The following is a 15,035-nucleotide window of genomic DNA, read 5'->3' on the forward strand; positions in this document are numbered from 1 at the left end:
CGAGCCCCAACCGCGATGCAGACCACCGATCGCAACCTCGACTGGTTGCTGGACAGCCTCCTGGAGCGCACCCCCGGCAGCCGGTACGCCCTCGTCCTCTCCCGGGACGGCCTCAAGATGAGCCGGTCCTCGGGCCTGTCCGTCGACCAGGCCGACCAGCTGGCCGCCATCGCCTCCGGCATCCAGAGCCTGTCGCACGGCGCGTCCGTGGAGTTCGGGGACGGCAGCGGCGGGGTGCGGCAGTCGATGACCGAGTTCCACGGCGGACTGCTGGTGATCGTCGAGGCCGGCGAGGGCGCGCACCTCGCAGTCGTGGCGGCGTCGGAGGCCGACGCCGGGATCATCGGGCACAACACCAGCGAGCTGGTCGAGCAGTTGAGCGACTACCTGACCGCGCCGCCGCGAAGGCAGGGTGAGGAGCCCGTATGACGCCCGGGTCCGTCCAGCACGAGAACCCGGACCGGCTCTACACCGTCACCGGCGGGCGCAGCCGTGCCGACGACGCCCGCCTGGACCTGGTCGCCCTCATCGTCAGCGAGTCGCAGCCGGTGCCGGGCATGCAGTCCGAGCACGCGGAGATCCTGCGGATCTGCCGGGCACCGACGGCGGTCGTGGAGATCTCCGCGGACCTGCGGCTGCCGGTGAGCGTGGTGCGCATCCTGCTGGCCGACCTCCTCGACACCGGCAGCGTCACCGCCCGCCACCCGCGTACCGCGGCGGGCGCCAGGCTGCCCGATCCCGACCTCCTGAAGCAGGTGCTCGTTGGACTCCGGAAACTGTGAACCGCCCGTGCGTGCGCCGCTGGCCGACACCGCGGACGAGGGACTGAAGATCGTGATCGTGGGCGGCTTCGGTGTCGGGAAGACCACCATGGTCCGCTCGGTCAGCGAGATCCGCCCGCTGAACACCGAGGAGACGATGACCCAGGCCGGCGTGGGCATCGACGAGACGGCGGGGGCCGACGGGAAGGTCACCACCACGGTCGCCTTCGACTTCGGCCGGATCAGCCTCAACGCGCGGATGGTGCTGTACCTGTTCGGCGCGCCCGGCCAGGAGCGCTTCTGGTTCCTGTGGGACCGGCTCTTCTCCGGCACGCTGGGCGCCGTGGTGCTCGTCGACCCGCGCCGGGTCGCCGACTCCTGGTACGCCATCGACCGGCTGGAGCACCACGGCCTGCCGTTCGTCGTGGCCCGCAACAACTTCGGGCCCCCTGTGCACAGCCTCGACCAGATACGGGACGCGCTGACGCTCGACGACGCCGTTCCGCTGATCGACTGCGACGCGCGCGACCGGGAGTCCGGCAAGACCGTCCTGATCACGCTCGTCGACCACCTCTACGCCCTGTCCCGCGCCCAGGAGATGGCCACGTGACCGACCACGCCCCAGCGGGTCCCCTGCTGTCCGGACCGCCCGCCGCCTGCCCGGCCCGCCCCGGCGCGGTGGCGCTGGCCGGGCTGGAGTTCCAGCACACCCCGGCTCGGCTCTACCAGGAACTGCGCCGCGCGCACGGGCCGGTGGCGCCCGTGCTGCTCGACGGCGGTGTCCCGGCCTGGCTGGTGCTGGGCTACCGCGAGTTGCACTACGTCACCAGCAACGACGAGTTGTTCGCCCGCGACTCGCGCCGCTGGAACCAGTGGGAGGGCATCCCGGCGGACTGGCCGCTGCTGCCCTACGTGGGCTACCAGCCGTCCGTGCTCTTCACCGAGGGCACCGAGCACCAGCGCCGGGCCGGGGTGATCAGCGACGCGCTGGCCGAGGTCGACCAGTTCGAGCTCAAACGGCACTGCGAGGAGGTCGCCGACCGGCTGATCAACGCCTTCGCCGGCCGCGGCCGGGCCGACCTGATGGCCGACTACGCCCAGCGGCTGCCGCTGCTGGCCGCGATCTGGATGTGCGGGCTGCCCGAGTCGCAGACCGCCGACATGGTCCGCGACCTGATCCTGTCCCTGGACGCCGCCGAGGGCGAGGACCCGGTCGCCGCCTACCTGCGGGTCCAGCAGCGGGTGCAGGCATTGCTGGACGCCAAGCGCGTCACCCCCGGCCCCGACGTGACCTCCCGCATGCTCGCCCACCCGGCCGGGCTCGCGGACATGGAGATCGTGCAGGACCTGATCACGGTGATCGCCGCCGCCCAGCAGCCGACCGCGAACTGGATCGGCAACGCGCTGCGGCTGATGCTCACCGACGACCGGTTCGCCGTCACGCTGTCCGGCGGCCGCGGCAGCGCCGGCCAGGCGCTCAACGAGGTGCTGTGGGAGGACACCCCGACGCAGAACTTCATCGGGCGGTGGGCCACCCGGGACACGCAGCTGGGCGGGCGGCAGATCCGGCAGGGCGACTGTGTCGTCCTCGGGCTGGCCGCGGCCAACACCGATCCCGAGGTGCGGCCCGACGGCCACGCGGGGACGGGCGGCAACAGCGCGCACGTCTCCTTCAGCCACGGCGAGCACCGCTGCCCTTACCCGGCCCCCGAGTTGGCCGAGGCGATCGCGGGCACCGCGGTGGAGGTGCTGCTCGACCGGTTGCCGGACGTGGAGTTGTCGGTGCCGGTGGAGGAGCTGGCGTGGCGGCCGTCGGTGTGGATGCGCGGCCTGGAGGTGCTGCCGGTCCGCTTCACCTCCGCGTTCGTGGGGTGAGGCGCCGGGTGGCCCGGCCCGGTCGGCGGATGACGTCCGGCCGGCCACGGACCGGGCCACCCGGCACGTCACGCCGTGCACGTCACGGCGTGTGCCTCACCTCTCATGCCGCGTCGAACTCCACCCGCACCGAGGCCGGACCGCGAGTGAACACGCCCCGCTCGGCCGGGACTTCCCCCGGGGCGAGCCGCAGCCGCGGCATCGCGTCCAGCAACTGGCCGACGGCCACCTCCACTTCCGTCTTGGCCAGCAGTGCGCCGACGCAGAAGTGCCGGCCGAGCGCGAAGGCCAGGTGGTCGGCGGCGGCCGAGAACGCGTTGGTGCTGTTCAGGTCCTCCCGGAAGATGTCGAACGTGTCCGGGTCGGCGTACCGCTCCTCGTCACGGCCCGCGGAGCCGATCAGGCAGGTGACGGTGCTGCCCTTGCGGATCACCCCGCCGGAGACCGGCACGTCCTCGGCGACCTGCCGCATGATCATGTGCACCGGCGGCGTGTAGCGCAGCGTCTCGGCGAACGCCCGCGGGATCAGCGTCCGGTCCGCCCGCACGGCGGCCAGCTGGTCGGGATGCCGCAGCAGGTTGGCGAAGACGCTGGCGATCGCCTTGTCCGTGGTCTCGCCACCCGCGGCCAGCAGCAGGCTGCAGAACGCCTTGATGTCCTCGTCGTTCATCGCGGTGCCGTCGACCTCGGCGGAGCACAGCGCGGAGAGCAGGTCCCCGCCCGGGTGCTCGCGGCGGTCCCGGATGATCGGGAGCATGTACGCGGCGAACTCCTCCCGGGTGCGCTCGCCGGCCGCGGTGACCTCCGGGTCCTGGGCGAGGTTGCCGAGGAACGCGATCACCGAGGTGTACCAGCCGTGGAACCTGTCGTGGTCGGCCCGGTCCAGTCCGAGCATGTCGGCGATCACGTTCACCGGGAAGCGCGTGGCGTACTGCCCGACGAGTTCGGCCGAACCCTGCTGCCGGAAGGCGTCGATGAGTTCGCGCGAGTTGCGCTCGATCACCGGGAGGAACGTGTCCTGGAGTTCCTTGCCGCGGAAGGCCGGCGCGACCAGGGCCCTGCGTACCGCGTGCTCGCGCCCGCTCATCTGCAGGATGGTCCGCCCGTGCACGGGCTCGAGCTGCCACCCGTAGTTCTCGGTGGTGAACGTCGCGTCCTTGAAGGCGCGTTCGACGTCCTCGTAGCGCGAGACGAGGTAACTCTGCATCGCCTCGTGCCAGACGAGGGGCGTCTCCTGCCGCATCACGCGGTAGCTGGGGTAGGGGTCCTCGGCGAACTCCGGGGACAGGATGTCCTGAGCATGGCGAGCTACGGACATGAGACTCCTTGGTCTGAGAGAACCGGCGGAACCTATGCGGCCAGCGTAGGCACGAACATCCGTTCAGGCCATACGCGTTGGCGGGTCAGCGCTGGTCACGGACGGACCCGCCGACCGGGGCGGGCGCGCGCCGGCGCGGCGGAGTGCGCGGGGGTGGTCGCCGTGGGCGCCGCGGGGTGGGGTGGGCCGGCGCCGTACCGGACCGCCTAACCTGACCGGATGCGCAAGGACGTACTCGCCTCCTTCGAGGCCGCCAAGGGCTTCATGCCGCTCGACGAGGGCCTGGCCCTGCACGCCGCCGCGACGCAGGCCGCGGTCGGCCTCGGCCTGCCGCTGCTGGAGGTCGGCACGTACTGCGGCCGCTCCACGCTGCTGCTCGCGGAGGCGGCCGCCGCGGCCGGCACGGTCGTGGTGACCGTCGACCACCACCGCGGTAGCGAGGAGCAGCAGCCCGGCTGGGAGTACCACGACCCGGAGCTGGTGGACCCCGCGACCGGCCGGATGGACACGCTCCCGTACTTTCGCCGGACCCTGTACGCGGCCGGCCTGGAGGACCACGTGATCGCGGTGGTCGGCCGGTCACCGCAGGTGGCGAAGGTCTGGCGGCAGCCGCTCGGCCTGGTCTTCATCGACGGCGGCCACACCGACGAGCACGCGAGCGGCGACTACGAGGGCTGGTCGCCGCTGCTCGCCGAGGGCGGACTGCTGGTGATCCACGACGTCTTCCCCGACCCGGCCGACGGCGGGCAGGCCCCCTACCGCGTGTACCGGCGAGCGATGGAGTCCGGGGCGTTCACGGAGGTGTCGGTGACCGGGTCGCTGCGCGTGCTGCGGCGCGGCAGCGCGGACTCCGAAGCCGCCGGCGCGGGTGCGGCCCGGGGCGCGGGATCGTCACTCAGGGTGCAAGGTGATGGCTCGGGCCTATAGAGTCGCGGGCGTGTTCAGCAACGGGTCACACGGGGGCGGTCGTCGCGGCGGGTTCGTCGCAGCGGCCGTGGTGGCGGCGGTGGTGCTACTGGGCGGCTGCGGAGCGGCGGGCCCGGACACCGGTTCCGACGGCACGAAGAGTACCGGCAGCGCGGTGGGCGCCGACGGGAAGAACGCAGGCAGCGCGGGTGCGTCGACGCCCGCTGCCACGCCCTCCTCGGCGACCCCGTCTGCGGAAACGCTTCCTCTGGCCGGGAAGGTGGTCGCGCTCGATCCCGGGCACAATCCGACCAACTACCAGCACACCAAAGAGATCAACCGCCTGGTCGACATCGGGACCAACCGCAAGGAATGCGACACCACGGGCACGGAGACCAACTCGGGCTACCCGGAGGCCTCCTACACCCTGGACGTCTCCCGGCGGGTGCGGGCGATCCTGGCCGCGCGTGGCGCGAAGGTGGTGCTGACCCAGGACGGCGACCGCCCGTACGGCCCCTGCGTCGACGAGCGGGCCCGGATCGGCAACGACGCGCACGCCGACGTGGCGCTGTCCATCCACGCGGACGGTGCGCCCGCCGGCGCGCACGGCTTCCATGTGATCGCGCCCGAGTCGCTGCACTCGGGCGGCGCCGACACCCGGAAGATCGCCGCGCCGTCGCTGCGGCTGGCGACCACCCTGCGCACGCACTTCAAGGCGGCCACCGGTGAGCCGTTCGCCAACTACCTGGGCGGCGGAAAGGGGTTGATGGTCCGCGGTGACCTCGGCGGGCTCAACCTCTCCACCGTGCCGAAGGTGTTCATCGAGTGCGGCAACATGCGCAACAAGCAGGACGCCAAGTCGTTGACGAGCGCCGCCTGGCGGCAGCGCGCCGCCCAGGGGATCGCCGACGGACTCACCGCCTTTCTTGAGGGTTCCCCCGCGGGGCCTGCCGAAGGGAAGAGGTGACAAGGCTGTAGCAGTCCGGTATGGATCGCGCACCAAGACGCATACCTGACACCCGGCCATAGATCACACCCGTACGATGGGGCACCGCTTCCCGCCCCGACGAATCGATTCGCACCTCGTATCGCAAAGGACAGGACCCGACGTGAACATCCGCTCCCTGACCCGAGGAGACGGCGTGGTGATCGGCTCAGCGGCGCTGCTGCTGATCGCCTCCTTCCTGCCGTTCTACAGCTACCCCAGCGGCTACTCCGTGTCCGGTGGCGTCTCCCACAGCTCGCAGAACCTCTGGCACTCGGCCACCTTCCCGATCCTGCCGTCGGTGACGCTGGCCGCGGTCGTCGCCGCTGCGGCGCTGCTCTTCGCGCGGTCCGGCCAGCTCGCGGGCCGGCAGGTGCTGGGTCTGAGCCTCGACCAGTGGGTGGTCGCGCTGTCGCTGTTCGTCGGCTGGACCGCGGTGTGGTCGACGCTCTTCAACAACCAGGACGGCGTCGACAAGAAGGTCGGCGCCTGGCTGACCCTCATCTTCGGCATCGTGATCGCCGTGGCCGCCGCGCTCTCCAGCCGGCTGCCCGCGCTCAAGGCGCCGCTGATGGGCGCCCCGCAGCAGCCGCAGCCGTACGGGGTCGGCGCGCAGCAGCCCTACGGCATGAACCCGCCGCAGGCCGGCTACGGCTACCCGGGCGGCGCCCAGTCGGTCGACCCGGCCTATGGCGGCGCCCCGGCCCCGCAGCCGCCGTACGGTGGCGGCCCGGTCGCCGCCGCGCCGCACGCCGCCCAGCCGACCGCCGCCGCCCCGGCGCCGTCCGCGGACTTCACCGCGTTCTGGTTCGCCGTGCCGGTGCCGCGTCCGCTGTTCGCGGAGGACGGCAGTGGCGGGCAGATCGCCGAGCTGGCCCCGGGCACCTGGTACCTCGCGGTCGACCAGCGCGGCCAGGCCCTCATCGCGCAGACCCAGGACGGGCGCCGCGGCGTCCTCCAGGACAGCAGCGGCATCCAGCGCGGCTGACCTCCCGGCGTTCCCAGCGTCGGGCCGGTTCGCCGGGCGGGTCCGCGGCTCTCTCCACACGACGGCCGGCCGTCCCCCTCATAAGGGGGCGGCCGGCCGTCGCCGTGTCTGCGGACCGCCTGTCCGGCGGGGACCGCGTTCAGCCCAGCGCTTCAGCGGCTCATCAGCTCGGCAGGCCCAGCGGCTCGGGTCCGCTCAGCCGCCGAGCTCGGAGAGCGAGGGCACCTGGTCCTTCACCTCGGCGCCCGCCTCCTTGCCCGCCTTCTTGACCTGGTCGATCACGTCGTCGAACTCGTTGACGGTCGCCCCCGGGTCCTGGCCCTTGCGCAACTTCGTCGGCAGGGACTTCAACGAGACGATGGCCGCGTTCACCGGCTGCATCAGCCGGTTGAGCGTCGGGTCGCCCTTGGCGTTCACCGAGGCCGCCTTGAGCCGGTTGTACGCGAACGCCCCGGCCAGGCCCGCCTTGATCAGCGTGGCGGTCCGCCCGCTCGCGCCCTTCTTGAACCTGCCCGCCTTGTACGGCTTCACGATCCACTGGTACGTCGCCCCGGCGGCGAGCCCCGCGTTCGCCGCGAACCGCGTCTTCGCGAGCTTCTGCTTCTGCGCGCTCGAACTCGGGCTCGGGCGCGTACTGGTGGCGGCGGCGTGCGAGCTGTGCGAGGCGGAGTCGTCGCCGCAGGCGGGCAGCACCAGCAGGGCGGCGGCGAGCAGCAGCGCGGTCAGCGCGCGGCGCAGCGGCAGGCGCGGCGGGAAGCCGGTCGGCACGGGTACCTCCGGTGGTCGGCGGGCGGTCGCGGGGGTGGTGCGCCCGCTCCCGCAGGATCACCCGGCTGCCCGCGGCCCGCCAGCCGGACGGGCCCGTACGGTGGCGGCCGCCGGGCAGCACGCCGGGGGACCCGACCCCTGGCAGGAGGTGGTGCGGCCGGCGCCGCTCAGAACGAGGTCCGCGCCAGCCAGTGGTCGAGCAGCGCGCGGTCACCGAGGACCTCCACCTGGTCGCTGTCCGGCGGCAGCCGGCGCATCAGCACCTGGAGCACGTCGGTCAGGGAGCCGCGCAGGGTCACGTCGCCGTGGTCGCCGGCGCCTTCTGCCTGGGCCGGTCCGCGCCGCCATTCCACCCGGTCCGGGTGGCGGACGATCACCCACTCCGGGTCCAGGTCCGGCACGGCCGCGGTGTCGTCGGCCCGCAGCCGGAGCGTCTGGCCGGTGCCCAGCAGCTCGTGCAGTTCGGGGTCGCCGGCGACCTGCTCCGGGTCGGTGACCAGGTCCAGCCACTCGTCGACGGCGTTGGCGGCCAGGACCGGCGCGGCCTCGAAGGGCCGTCCGGCGCCGAGCGCCGCGTCGGCACGGTGCACCAGGGTCTCCTGCGCCATCCTGCGGGCCCAGAACCCGGACCGCTTCGCGCTCCACCACGACCACATCGGCACGTCCGGCCCCGCTTCCCGGAGCCGTTCCGCGAGCAGGCGCGCGCCCGAGGCCAGCCACGCGTCCAACTCCTCCGCGCCGGGCGCCGGGTCGTAGTCCGGCACGTGCGCGGCGTCGTCGGGCAGTTCGGCGTCGTCGGGCCGCCGCACCATCTCCGCGGCCCAGCGGTGCGCCTGACCGACGTGCACGGCCAGGTCGTTGAGGGTCCACTCCGGGCAACTGGGCACCTTGCGGCCCAGATCGCCGCCGCGCAGGGTCGCGCGCAGCAACGCCGTCTCGCTCTCGATCGCCGCGCAGTACTCCTCGTGCGCCAGCCAGGCCGTCGCCATACGTGTTCCCCGCTTCTCGTTCGCTGCTGTCCGTTCCGGCGTACCCGAGCCCGCTTGCCCGGGCCGCGCCCGCCCCCGCGTGCCTCCACCCGGCCCCGTTCACGCGCCTTGTCGCTTCAGGGGGTTGGGTCGCACCCGGCCGTTCCGGCCGTGCGCGCACCGGAACCGTCGCGGGTTTCACTCACCCTAACGGGGCAATGCGAGAGCCATGGCCAGACGCTATGGCGGTAACCCCGCCGCGGTGATCATCCTCATCGCCGCAGACATCGCTGCACTCATCCTGATCCTGTGGATCTTCTTCTTCGTCCTCGACGCGAACCGCGCCAACGACCTGGTCAACTGGGTCCACCACGCGGCGAACTGGCTCGCGACCTGGTCGAAGGACATGTTCACCGTCGACAACGCCAAGTGGCGCACCGTGCTCAACTACGGCCTGCCCGCGGCGGTCTACCTCCTCGTCGCCCACGCGGTCGCCGGCCGCGTCAACCGCGCCTGACGCCGCTCTCGACCGGGGCTCCCTCCCGCGCCGTCCCGGCGCGGCCCCGGTTTCCGGCAGCGGTTCCGGCTACTCGGGCTCGGGTTCCCGTCCCGGCCCGCGCAGTCCGTCCAGCAGCAGCGAGGTGACCGTGCCGACCACCTCGTCACCGTCGTACGCGGGAGCGGACTGCGGGAGCAGCGCGTAGGCCAGTGACCCGAGCAGCGCGCCGATCGCCGCCGCCACGAGTTCGGGGTCGCCCGGCAGCGGGCGGCCCTGCCCGCGCAGGTACTCCAGGTGCGCGCGGAGCATCGCGGTGTCCTCGGTGAGCCGCTGCCACGCCCGGCCCGAGGCCGGTCCCGCGGTGACGTTCGCCTCGTAGAGCGCCGTGGTGACCCCCAGGTTGTCCGCCATGACCCGCCACGCCACGGCGAGGTGCTCGTGGAGCTGGGCCCGGTCGGTGAGGTCGTGGTCGCGCGGGTGCTCCTCGCCGGCGAAGTGCGCGTGCCCCTGCTCGTGGACGTCGTCCAGCAGCGCGCGCAGCAACTCCTCCTTGTCGGCGAAGTGGTCGTAGAACGAGCCGGTGGACCGGCCCGCGGCGGCCGTGATGTCCGTGATCTTCGTGTTCTGGTAGCCGCGCGCGACGAACTCGCCGCGCGCCGCCTCCTTCAGCGCCGCCTTCGTCTCGGCGGCCTTCGCCGCGCGTACGCCGCTCCGGCCGCCAGGGGTGTCCCCCCGGCGGCTTTTTTGCTGCCCGCTTGACCGTTCGCTCATCAGCTCATCATACTGAAGCCGATTTCGGTGAACGAGGATTCGGTGAATAGGAATTCGGACATACTCTCGACAGGAGGGTGCGGGTTCGGATCCCGGCGGCAGACACGGAGAGGGACGAGGGGGAGTCGAGCATGGACACGCAGGACGCGCAGATGAGCAGGCAGCTCAAGGCGGTCGTGGTCGGCGGCGGGGTCGCGGGCGCGGCGAGCGCGGTCGCGCTGCGCAGGATCGGCGCGGACGTGACGGTGTACGAGGGGTACGAGGACCCCGCGGGCCCGGTCGGCTCGTTCCTGAGCCTCGCGGTGAACGGCCTGCGCGGCCTCGACGTGCTGGACTGCCTCGCGGAGGTGCAGCGGGCCGGTTTCCCGGTGGCGCGGCAGCGGATGCTGACCGGGCGCGGCAAGCTGATCGCCGACGTGCCGCGCGGGCGGACGTCCCAGGACGACCTGCTGAGCGTCACCGTCCAGCGGGCCGACCTGGTCCGCGTCCTGCGGGAGGCGGCGCTGCGCGCCGGCGCCCGGATCGTCACCGGCCGCCGCCTTGACAGCCCGGGCTGCCCGGAGGCGGCTGACGCGGATCTGGTGGTCGGTGCGGACGGCATATGGTCGGCCACGCGTCGCGCCCTCGACCCGGCGTTCCCGGACCCGGTCTACGCGGGCCTGTTCAGCGTCTCGGGCGGGTCGAGGGTGGGCGGCGCGGCCGGTGCGGGCCCGGGTGCGGGCGGGCTGCATCCGGGGTCGGCGGGCGCGGTGCACCCGGGTGCGGCCGTGGCAGGTGCGGGATATCCGGTCGGGAGGGCAGGGGCGGCGGTCATACCGGCGGAGCGGCCGGGCCCGGACGCGCCGTCCGCCCCGGAGCCCGTGGCCTTCCACATGACCTTCGCCCGGCGGGGCGCCTTCATCCACCTGCCCGCTCCCGACGGCACCTGGTGGTGGTCCGCCCAGGTCGCCGCGGTACAGGCGCCGGAGTCACCGGAATCCGTCGGCATCGACGAGCTGGCCGAGGCGTTCCGTACCGAGCCGCACGTCGTGGAGGTGCTGCGTGCGGGGGGCGAGACACGGTCCGCCACGCTGTTCCACATCCTCGCCCCGGTGCGGCGGCGGCAGGACGGCCGGACCGTCCTGGTCGGCGACGCCGCGCATCCGGTCGGCGCGGGTCAGGGCGCCTCGATGGCGATCGAGGACGCGGTCCTGCTCGCCCGCGAGCTGCACGCGGCCGGGGGCGAGGTGCCCGCCGCCCTGGCCGCGTTCGACCGGATACGGGTCGAGCGGACCGGCAAGATGGCCAAGGCCGCGAGCTCCAACCGCGACGCCAAGACCGCCGGCCCGCTCGCCGCCCGCGCCCGCGACCTGGTGATGCCATGGGTCTTCCCCCGGTTGTACCCGCGGGCCACGCGCTGGCTCTACGCGTACGACCTGGGCACTCTCCCTGGGGCGAGTTGAGCCGCGGTGCCACCCCTCGCCGGGAGGCTGGAGCCGACGGTCGGGGACCGCCTCCCGGCGCGCGGCCGCCGTGCGCGCGCCGCGCGGCGTAACGCCTGGAGCGCCCCGATGTCGGGCACCATCGACCTATGACGACGTCGAAGGTGGTTCTCGCGGCGCAGCGGTACGAAGCGGCTGAGCGGGCACGGCAGGCCGCGGCCGACGATCTGAAGGCGGAGAGTGCCGCGGCGCTCGCCGACAACGAGCAGGAGGAGGACGTACAGGAGGCCATCGGGCGCCCGTTGGACGAGGTCAAGAACCTCTGACCGGTTCCGTTCCCGGCGGCTGCGGGCCGCGTCGGACCCGGGGGTCCGCCCGGCCGGCGGCCCGTGCCCGCGGTACGGATGAACGGTTCGCGGGTGGCGCTCCGGCGCGCACCGACCGGTAGCGGTGGCACCGACGTCGCAGCCGTCGCGTGCGGGAGCGGCGGGCCCTGGCTGCGGGCCGGGGCGAGTCGCGAACCTCGCCTATACCGGGGTCTCCTCCTCGACCGGCAGGACCGCGGCGACGCGGAACCCGCCGCCCTGGGCCGGCCCGGAGGCGAGGGAGCCGCCGGCCGCGGCGAGGCGTTCGGTCAGGCCGCGCAGACCGGTGCCGGTGCGGGTGGGCAGGTGCGGGTCGGGCGCGTCGGCGGCGAGCGGGCCGATGCCGTTGTCGGTGATGGTGAGGTGCGCGTGGCCGCCGCCGGTGCGCAGTTCGATGGTGGCCTGGGTGGCGCGGCTGTGCCGGACCACGTTGGTGACGCCCTCGCGGACCACCCAGCCGAGCAGCGCCTCGGTCTGCGGCGGCAGCGGCGGCCCCGACTCCTGGACCACCACCTCGATGTCGGAGGCGGTCAGTGCCGAACGGGCCCGGTCCAGTTCGGTGGACAGGCTGCCCTCGCGGTAGCCGGTGACCGCCTCGCGGATCTCGGTGAGGGCCTGCCGGCCGACCGCCTCGATGTCGGCGACCTGCGCGAGCGCCGCGTCCAGGTCGCGCGGCGCGAGCCGCCGTGCGGCCTCCGACTTCACCACGACCACCGACAGGGTGTGCCCGAGCAGGTCGTGCAGGTCGCGGGAGAAGCGCATCCGCTCCTGCGCGACCGCGGACCGGGCCAGTTGCTGCCGGGTCGCCTTGAGCTGGGCCACCGCCTGGAAGAGCGTGATGATCACCGAGACGACCAGCCCGGACAGGAACGTCCCGTACGACAGGCTCGTGGTCGACCAGAACCCCTCGTGGTGCAGCCCCGAAGTGATCCCGGCGGCCGCGCTCACCGGGATCAGCAGCAGGCCCAGCACCCGGCGGCTGCTCGCCACGCTGCCCACGCAGAGCGAGACCAGCACGAACAGCAGCAGGAAGTTGCCGCCGTAGCCGATGGCCATGGCCAGCGTGAGCGCGCCCAGGCAGCCCAGCAGTCGGGGCGGCACCGGTCCGGAGCCCCAGCGCGTGCTGAAGGAGGAGCGCACGGTCAGCACGTACAGCACGCCGAACACCACCAGCCCCGCGCCCGCCAGCCAGGGCGTGCCGACCTCGCCCTTGGCCACGTCGGTGGCCGGTCCGGTCGCCATCAGCAGCCAGGGGATCAGCGCGTTCCCGTCCGGCGGCTTGAGCCGTTCGATCTCGTCCTCGAAGCGCTCCGTGCGCCGCCACCACCAGGTCGCCCGGCGCCGGCACTCCTTCTCCTCGTCCGTCACGGCGTCGCCCGCCGCGCCGAACGCGTTGCTCGCGTCCACCGTCATCCCCGTCCCCGTTCGGTGCGGCGCCGGATCGTGGTCGTCCGGCGCCCGCTCGGTCGGCGTGGCGGTGGTCATACGGTGCGTGCCCCGCGCCGGTACGCGAGCACCGCGTACCCGGCGAAGACGAGCAGCCAGCCGGCGAGCACGGACACCGTACCCAAACCGGGGCCATGGTGCTCCAGTACGCTCCATCCCAGGTCACCGAAGCGAGCGGTCGGCGTCCAGCGGGAGATCTCGCGCAGCCAGTGCGGGAAGGCGGCGGCCGGAATCCACAGGCCGCCGATCACCGAGAGCCCCATCATGCAGGCCGCGCTCACCACGCCGGTGGCCTGCCCGGTCAGCGCGTAGCCGTTGCCGAGGCCCAGCAGGGTGAACGGGAGCGTGCCCAGCCACAGCAGCAGACCCGCGGCGAGCCACTGCCAGAGCTCCAGCCGTACCCCGTTGACCAGGCCGCCCGCGGTCAGCACCGCCGTGATCGCCGGCAGCACCGTCACCCCCGCGGTCAGTGCCCGCCCCGCGACCACCTGCACCGGGTGCAGCGGGGTGACCCGCAACTGCCGCAGCCAGCCGCGCCCGCGGTCCTCCGCGACGCCCGACCCGACGGCGAGGGCCGCGCCCAGGGCTCCGTAGGCGGCCATCCCGATCATCGAGTACTGCGCGTAGTCGCCGCGGAAGTCGGCGTCGCCGCCCACCCCGAGGTTGGTGAAGAGCAGGTACATCGCCACCGGCATCACCACGCCCATCACCGCGTACCCGCCGTCGCGCAGGGTGCGGCGCACCTCCAGCCGGACGTACGACAGCAGCGGCCGCACCCAGGAGGCCGGGCGGGGGAAGGGCGGGCCGACGACGGCGGAGGTGGCCGCGGATACGGGCGCGGCAGGGGCCGGGGCGGCCGGGGGAAGCGCGCGGGCGGTCATCGGGTCACCGCCGGCGACGGGCTCTGGTCCGCGTCCGCGTCCGGGTGCGCGGTCAGGTTGAGGAACGCCTCCTCCAGGCTGGCCGGGGTGACCGCCAGCCGTCTTATCCGGCCCGCCGCCGCGAGCGCGAGCACCGTCGCGTCGGGGTCGCCGCTGCGCAACACCGCCCGGTCGTCGCGTACTTCGAGCGCGGTCACCCCGGGCAGGGTGCGCAGGCCGGCGCTGCCCCGGCCGTCCAGGTCGAAGGAGACCAGGGTGCCGCCGACCGCCCGCCGGATCTCCTCGCCGCTGCCGTCCGCGACGGTGCGGCCCCGGTCGAGGACGAGGATGCGGTCGGCGTTCTCGTCCGCCTCCTCCAGGTAGTGGGTCGAGAACAGCACGGTGTTGCCGCGCGCGGCGTACCCGCGCATGGACCGCCAGAAGCCGCGCCGCGCCTCCACGTCCAGCGCCGCGGTCGGCTCGTCCAGCACGATCAGCGCCGGGTTGCCCGCGACGGCCAGCGCGAACCGCAGCCGCTGCGCCTGCCCGCCGGACAGCCGGTCCACCCGCCGCCCCGCCAGCTCGCCGATCCCGGCCAGCGCGAGAGCCTCGGCGACGGACATCGGCCGCGGGTACGTGGCCGCGACGAAGCCGACCCACTCGCGGACGGTCACCCGCGGGATCGGGGTGCCGCCCTGGAGCATCGCGCCCACCAGGCCGCCGCGCACCGCGTCCTGCGGCGCCCCGCCGAACAGCCGCACCTCGCCGGCATCCGGCCGGTCGAGGCCGAGCAGCAGCGCTATCGCCGTGGACTTGCCGGCGCCGTTGCGCCCGAGCAGGGCGACGGTCGCGCCGCGGGAGATCTCCAGATCGACGCCGTCGATCGCGTGCACCGCGCCGAACCGCCGGTGCACCGCGGAGAACCGGACGGCCGGAGGCGCCGGTCGCGCCGCGGGCAGGTCCGGCACCTGGGGCGTCGCGATCACGCCCGGCGTACGAACCGCGCGGGGCGTACCGGGAACGTGGATCACGTGGGACATGTGGGAAGGGGCATCCGCCATGCCACGAAGTTAGGGGCCGGGAGCGGGAGTTCGGCAGGAGCGA

General features: G+C 73.6%; 17 protein-coding genes. 10 read left to right on the forward strand and 7 right to left on the reverse strand.

Annotation, left to right across the window (positions count from 1 at the left end; genetic code table 11):
• The first annotated feature begins 15 nt into the window (after positions 1 to 15).
• Genes C4U44_RS00825 through C4U44_RS00840 form a run of 4 tightly spaced genes read left to right on the forward strand, consistent with a single transcriptional unit; the run spans position 16 to position 2,636 of the window.
• Positions 16 to 429, forward strand: coding sequence for a roadblock/LC7 domain-containing protein (locus C4U44_RS00825; protein ID WP_103883596.1), 414 nt, complete (start codon positions 16 to 18; stop codon positions 427 to 429).
• Positions 426 to 782 carry a DUF742 domain-containing protein gene (locus C4U44_RS00830; RefSeq protein WP_103883597.1) on the forward strand — a complete coding sequence of 119 codons (357 nt, stop codon included), beginning with the start codon at positions 426 to 428 and terminating at the stop codon, positions 780 to 782. Before C4U44_RS00825 ends, C4U44_RS00830 begins: the two co-directional genes overlap by 4 nt.
• The gene (locus C4U44_RS00835; protein ID WP_103883598.1) at positions 763 to 1,371 is read left to right on the forward strand and encodes a GTP-binding protein; all 609 of its coding nucleotides are present in this window, start codon (positions 763 to 765) and stop codon (positions 1,369 to 1,371) included. Before C4U44_RS00830 ends, C4U44_RS00835 begins: the two co-directional genes overlap by 20 nt.
• Positions 1,368 to 2,636: a cytochrome P450 gene (locus C4U44_RS00840; RefSeq protein ID WP_200823096.1), complete on the forward strand. Its 1,269-nt coding sequence runs from the start codon at positions 1,368 to 1,370 to the stop codon at positions 2,634 to 2,636. Before C4U44_RS00835 ends, C4U44_RS00840 begins: the two co-directional genes overlap by 4 nt.
• Positions 2,637 to 2,739: 103 nt before the next feature.
• Here the strand turns inward: C4U44_RS00840 and C4U44_RS00845 are convergent, their stop codons facing one another.
• Positions 2,740 to 3,954: a cytochrome P450 gene (locus C4U44_RS00845; protein WP_103883599.1), complete on the reverse strand. Its 1,215-nt coding sequence runs from the start codon at positions 3,952 to 3,954 to the stop codon at positions 2,740 to 2,742.
• A gap of 219 nt (positions 3,955 to 4,173) precedes the next feature.
• On the opposite strand from C4U44_RS00845, the gene C4U44_RS00850 reads away from it, so the two are divergent.
• From C4U44_RS00850 to C4U44_RS00860, 3 genes are all read left to right on the forward strand, one after another.
• Positions 4,174 to 4,881 (forward strand): class I SAM-dependent methyltransferase, encoded by a 708-nt coding sequence (locus C4U44_RS00850; protein WP_103883600.1) that lies wholly within the window; start codon positions 4,174 to 4,176, stop codon positions 4,879 to 4,881.
• Positions 4,865 to 5,827 carry an N-acetylmuramoyl-L-alanine amidase gene (locus tag C4U44_RS00855; protein ID WP_103883601.1) on the forward strand — a complete coding sequence of 321 codons (963 nt, stop codon included), beginning with the start codon at positions 4,865 to 4,867 and terminating at the stop codon, positions 5,825 to 5,827. The genes C4U44_RS00850 and C4U44_RS00855 overlap by 17 nt, the downstream gene beginning before the upstream one ends.
• A 142-nt stretch (positions 5,828 to 5,969) precedes the next feature.
• Positions 5,970 to 6,833, forward strand: a complete 864-nt coding sequence (locus tag C4U44_RS00860) for a hypothetical protein (RefSeq protein ID WP_103883602.1) — start codon at positions 5,970 to 5,972, stop codon at positions 6,831 to 6,833.
• A 195-nt stretch (positions 6,834 to 7,028) separates the two neighbouring features.
• Here C4U44_RS00860 and C4U44_RS00865 read toward each other — a convergent pair whose 3' ends face one another.
• The gene (locus C4U44_RS00865; protein ID WP_235031711.1) at positions 7,029 to 7,601 is read right to left on the reverse strand and encodes a hypothetical protein; all 573 of its coding nucleotides are present in this window, start codon (positions 7,599 to 7,601) and stop codon (positions 7,029 to 7,031) included.
• A gap of 167 nt (positions 7,602 to 7,768) precedes the next feature.
• Positions 7,769 to 8,590 (reverse strand): maleylpyruvate isomerase family mycothiol-dependent enzyme, encoded by an 822-nt coding sequence (locus tag C4U44_RS00870; RefSeq protein ID WP_103883603.1) that lies wholly within the window; start codon positions 8,588 to 8,590, stop codon positions 7,769 to 7,771.
• A gap of 208 nt (positions 8,591 to 8,798) precedes the next feature.
• Between C4U44_RS00870 and C4U44_RS00875 the strand changes: the two genes are divergently transcribed.
• On the forward strand, positions 8,799 to 9,086 hold the full coding sequence (locus C4U44_RS00875) for a hypothetical protein (RefSeq protein ID WP_103883604.1): 288 nt from the start codon (positions 8,799 to 8,801) through the stop codon (positions 9,084 to 9,086).
• 69 nt (positions 9,087 to 9,155) lie between these two features.
• Here C4U44_RS00875 and C4U44_RS00880 read toward each other — a convergent pair whose 3' ends face one another.
• Positions 9,156 to 9,839: a TetR/AcrR family transcriptional regulator gene (locus C4U44_RS00880; protein ID WP_103883605.1), complete on the reverse strand. Its 684-nt coding sequence runs from the start codon at positions 9,837 to 9,839 to the stop codon at positions 9,156 to 9,158.
• A gap of 131 nt (positions 9,840 to 9,970) precedes the next feature.
• Here C4U44_RS00880 and C4U44_RS00885 point away from each other — a divergent pair, with 131 nt between their 5' ends.
• Entirely contained in the window at positions 9,971 to 11,281 is a 1,311-nt protein-coding gene (locus C4U44_RS00885; RefSeq protein ID WP_235031712.1) for an FAD-dependent monooxygenase, read from the forward strand.
• 128 nt (positions 11,282 to 11,409) lie between these two features.
• On the forward strand, positions 11,410 to 11,586 hold the full coding sequence (locus C4U44_RS41390) for a hypothetical protein (protein ID WP_160144958.1): 177 nt from the start codon (positions 11,410 to 11,412) through the stop codon (positions 11,584 to 11,586).
• Between the two features lie 201 nt (positions 11,587 to 11,787).
• Here the strand turns inward: C4U44_RS41390 and C4U44_RS00890 are convergent, their stop codons facing one another.
• The 3 genes from C4U44_RS00890 to C4U44_RS00900 form a co-directional block, all read right to left on the reverse strand.
• Entirely contained in the window at positions 11,788 to 13,110 is a 1,323-nt protein-coding gene (locus C4U44_RS00890) for a sensor histidine kinase (RefSeq protein WP_235031713.1), read from the reverse strand.
• Positions 13,107 to 13,838: an ABC transporter permease gene (locus C4U44_RS00895; protein ID WP_103884138.1), complete on the reverse strand. Its 732-nt coding sequence runs from the start codon at positions 13,836 to 13,838 to the stop codon at positions 13,107 to 13,109. Before C4U44_RS00895 ends, C4U44_RS00890 begins: the two co-directional genes overlap by 4 nt.
• Before the next feature lie 110 nt (positions 13,839 to 13,948).
• The gene (locus C4U44_RS00900) at positions 13,949 to 14,845 is read right to left on the reverse strand and encodes an ABC transporter ATP-binding protein (protein WP_235031777.1); all 897 of its coding nucleotides are present in this window, start codon (positions 14,843 to 14,845) and stop codon (positions 13,949 to 13,951) included.
• Positions 14,846 to 15,035: the final 190 nt, after the last annotated feature.

Origin of the sequence: Actinacidiphila yanglinensis (assembly GCF_900107965.1) — a bacterium.
GTDB classification, from domain to species: domain Bacteria; phylum Actinomycetota; class Actinomycetes; order Streptomycetales; family Streptomycetaceae; genus Actinacidiphila; species Actinacidiphila yanglinensis.

Coding starts and splice junctions, on each gene's coding strand:
- C4U44_RS00890 (WP_235031713.1), bottom strand. CDS start 13,110: ATGACCACCGCCACGCCGACCGAGCGGGCGCCGGACGACCACGATCCG.
- C4U44_RS00855 (WP_103883601.1), top strand. CDS start 4,865: ATGGCTCGGGCCTATAGAGTCGCGGGCGTGTTCAGCAACGGGTCACAC.
- C4U44_RS00845 (WP_103883599.1), bottom strand. CDS start 3,954: ATGTCCGTAGCTCGCCATGCTCAGGACATCCTGTCCCCGGAGTTCGCC.
- C4U44_RS00830 (WP_103883597.1), top strand. CDS start 426: ATGACGCCCGGGTCCGTCCAGCACGAGAACCCGGACCGGCTCTACACC.
- C4U44_RS00850 (WP_103883600.1), top strand. CDS start 4,174: ATGCGCAAGGACGTACTCGCCTCCTTCGAGGCCGCCAAGGGCTTCATG.
- C4U44_RS00825 (WP_103883596.1), top strand. CDS start 16: ATGCAGACCACCGATCGCAACCTCGACTGGTTGCTGGACAGCCTCCTG.
- C4U44_RS00875 (WP_103883604.1), top strand. CDS start 8,799: ATGGCCAGACGCTATGGCGGTAACCCCGCCGCGGTGATCATCCTCATC.
- C4U44_RS00870 (WP_103883603.1), bottom strand. CDS start 8,590: ATGGCGACGGCCTGGCTGGCGCACGAGGAGTACTGCGCGGCGATCGAG.
- C4U44_RS00880 (WP_103883605.1), bottom strand. CDS start 9,839: ATGAGCGAACGGTCAAGCGGGCAGCAAAAAAGCCGCCGGGGGGACACC.
- C4U44_RS41390 (WP_160144958.1), top strand. CDS start 11,410: ATGACGACGTCGAAGGTGGTTCTCGCGGCGCAGCGGTACGAAGCGGCT.
- C4U44_RS00885 (WP_235031712.1), top strand. CDS start 9,971: ATGGACACGCAGGACGCGCAGATGAGCAGGCAGCTCAAGGCGGTCGTG.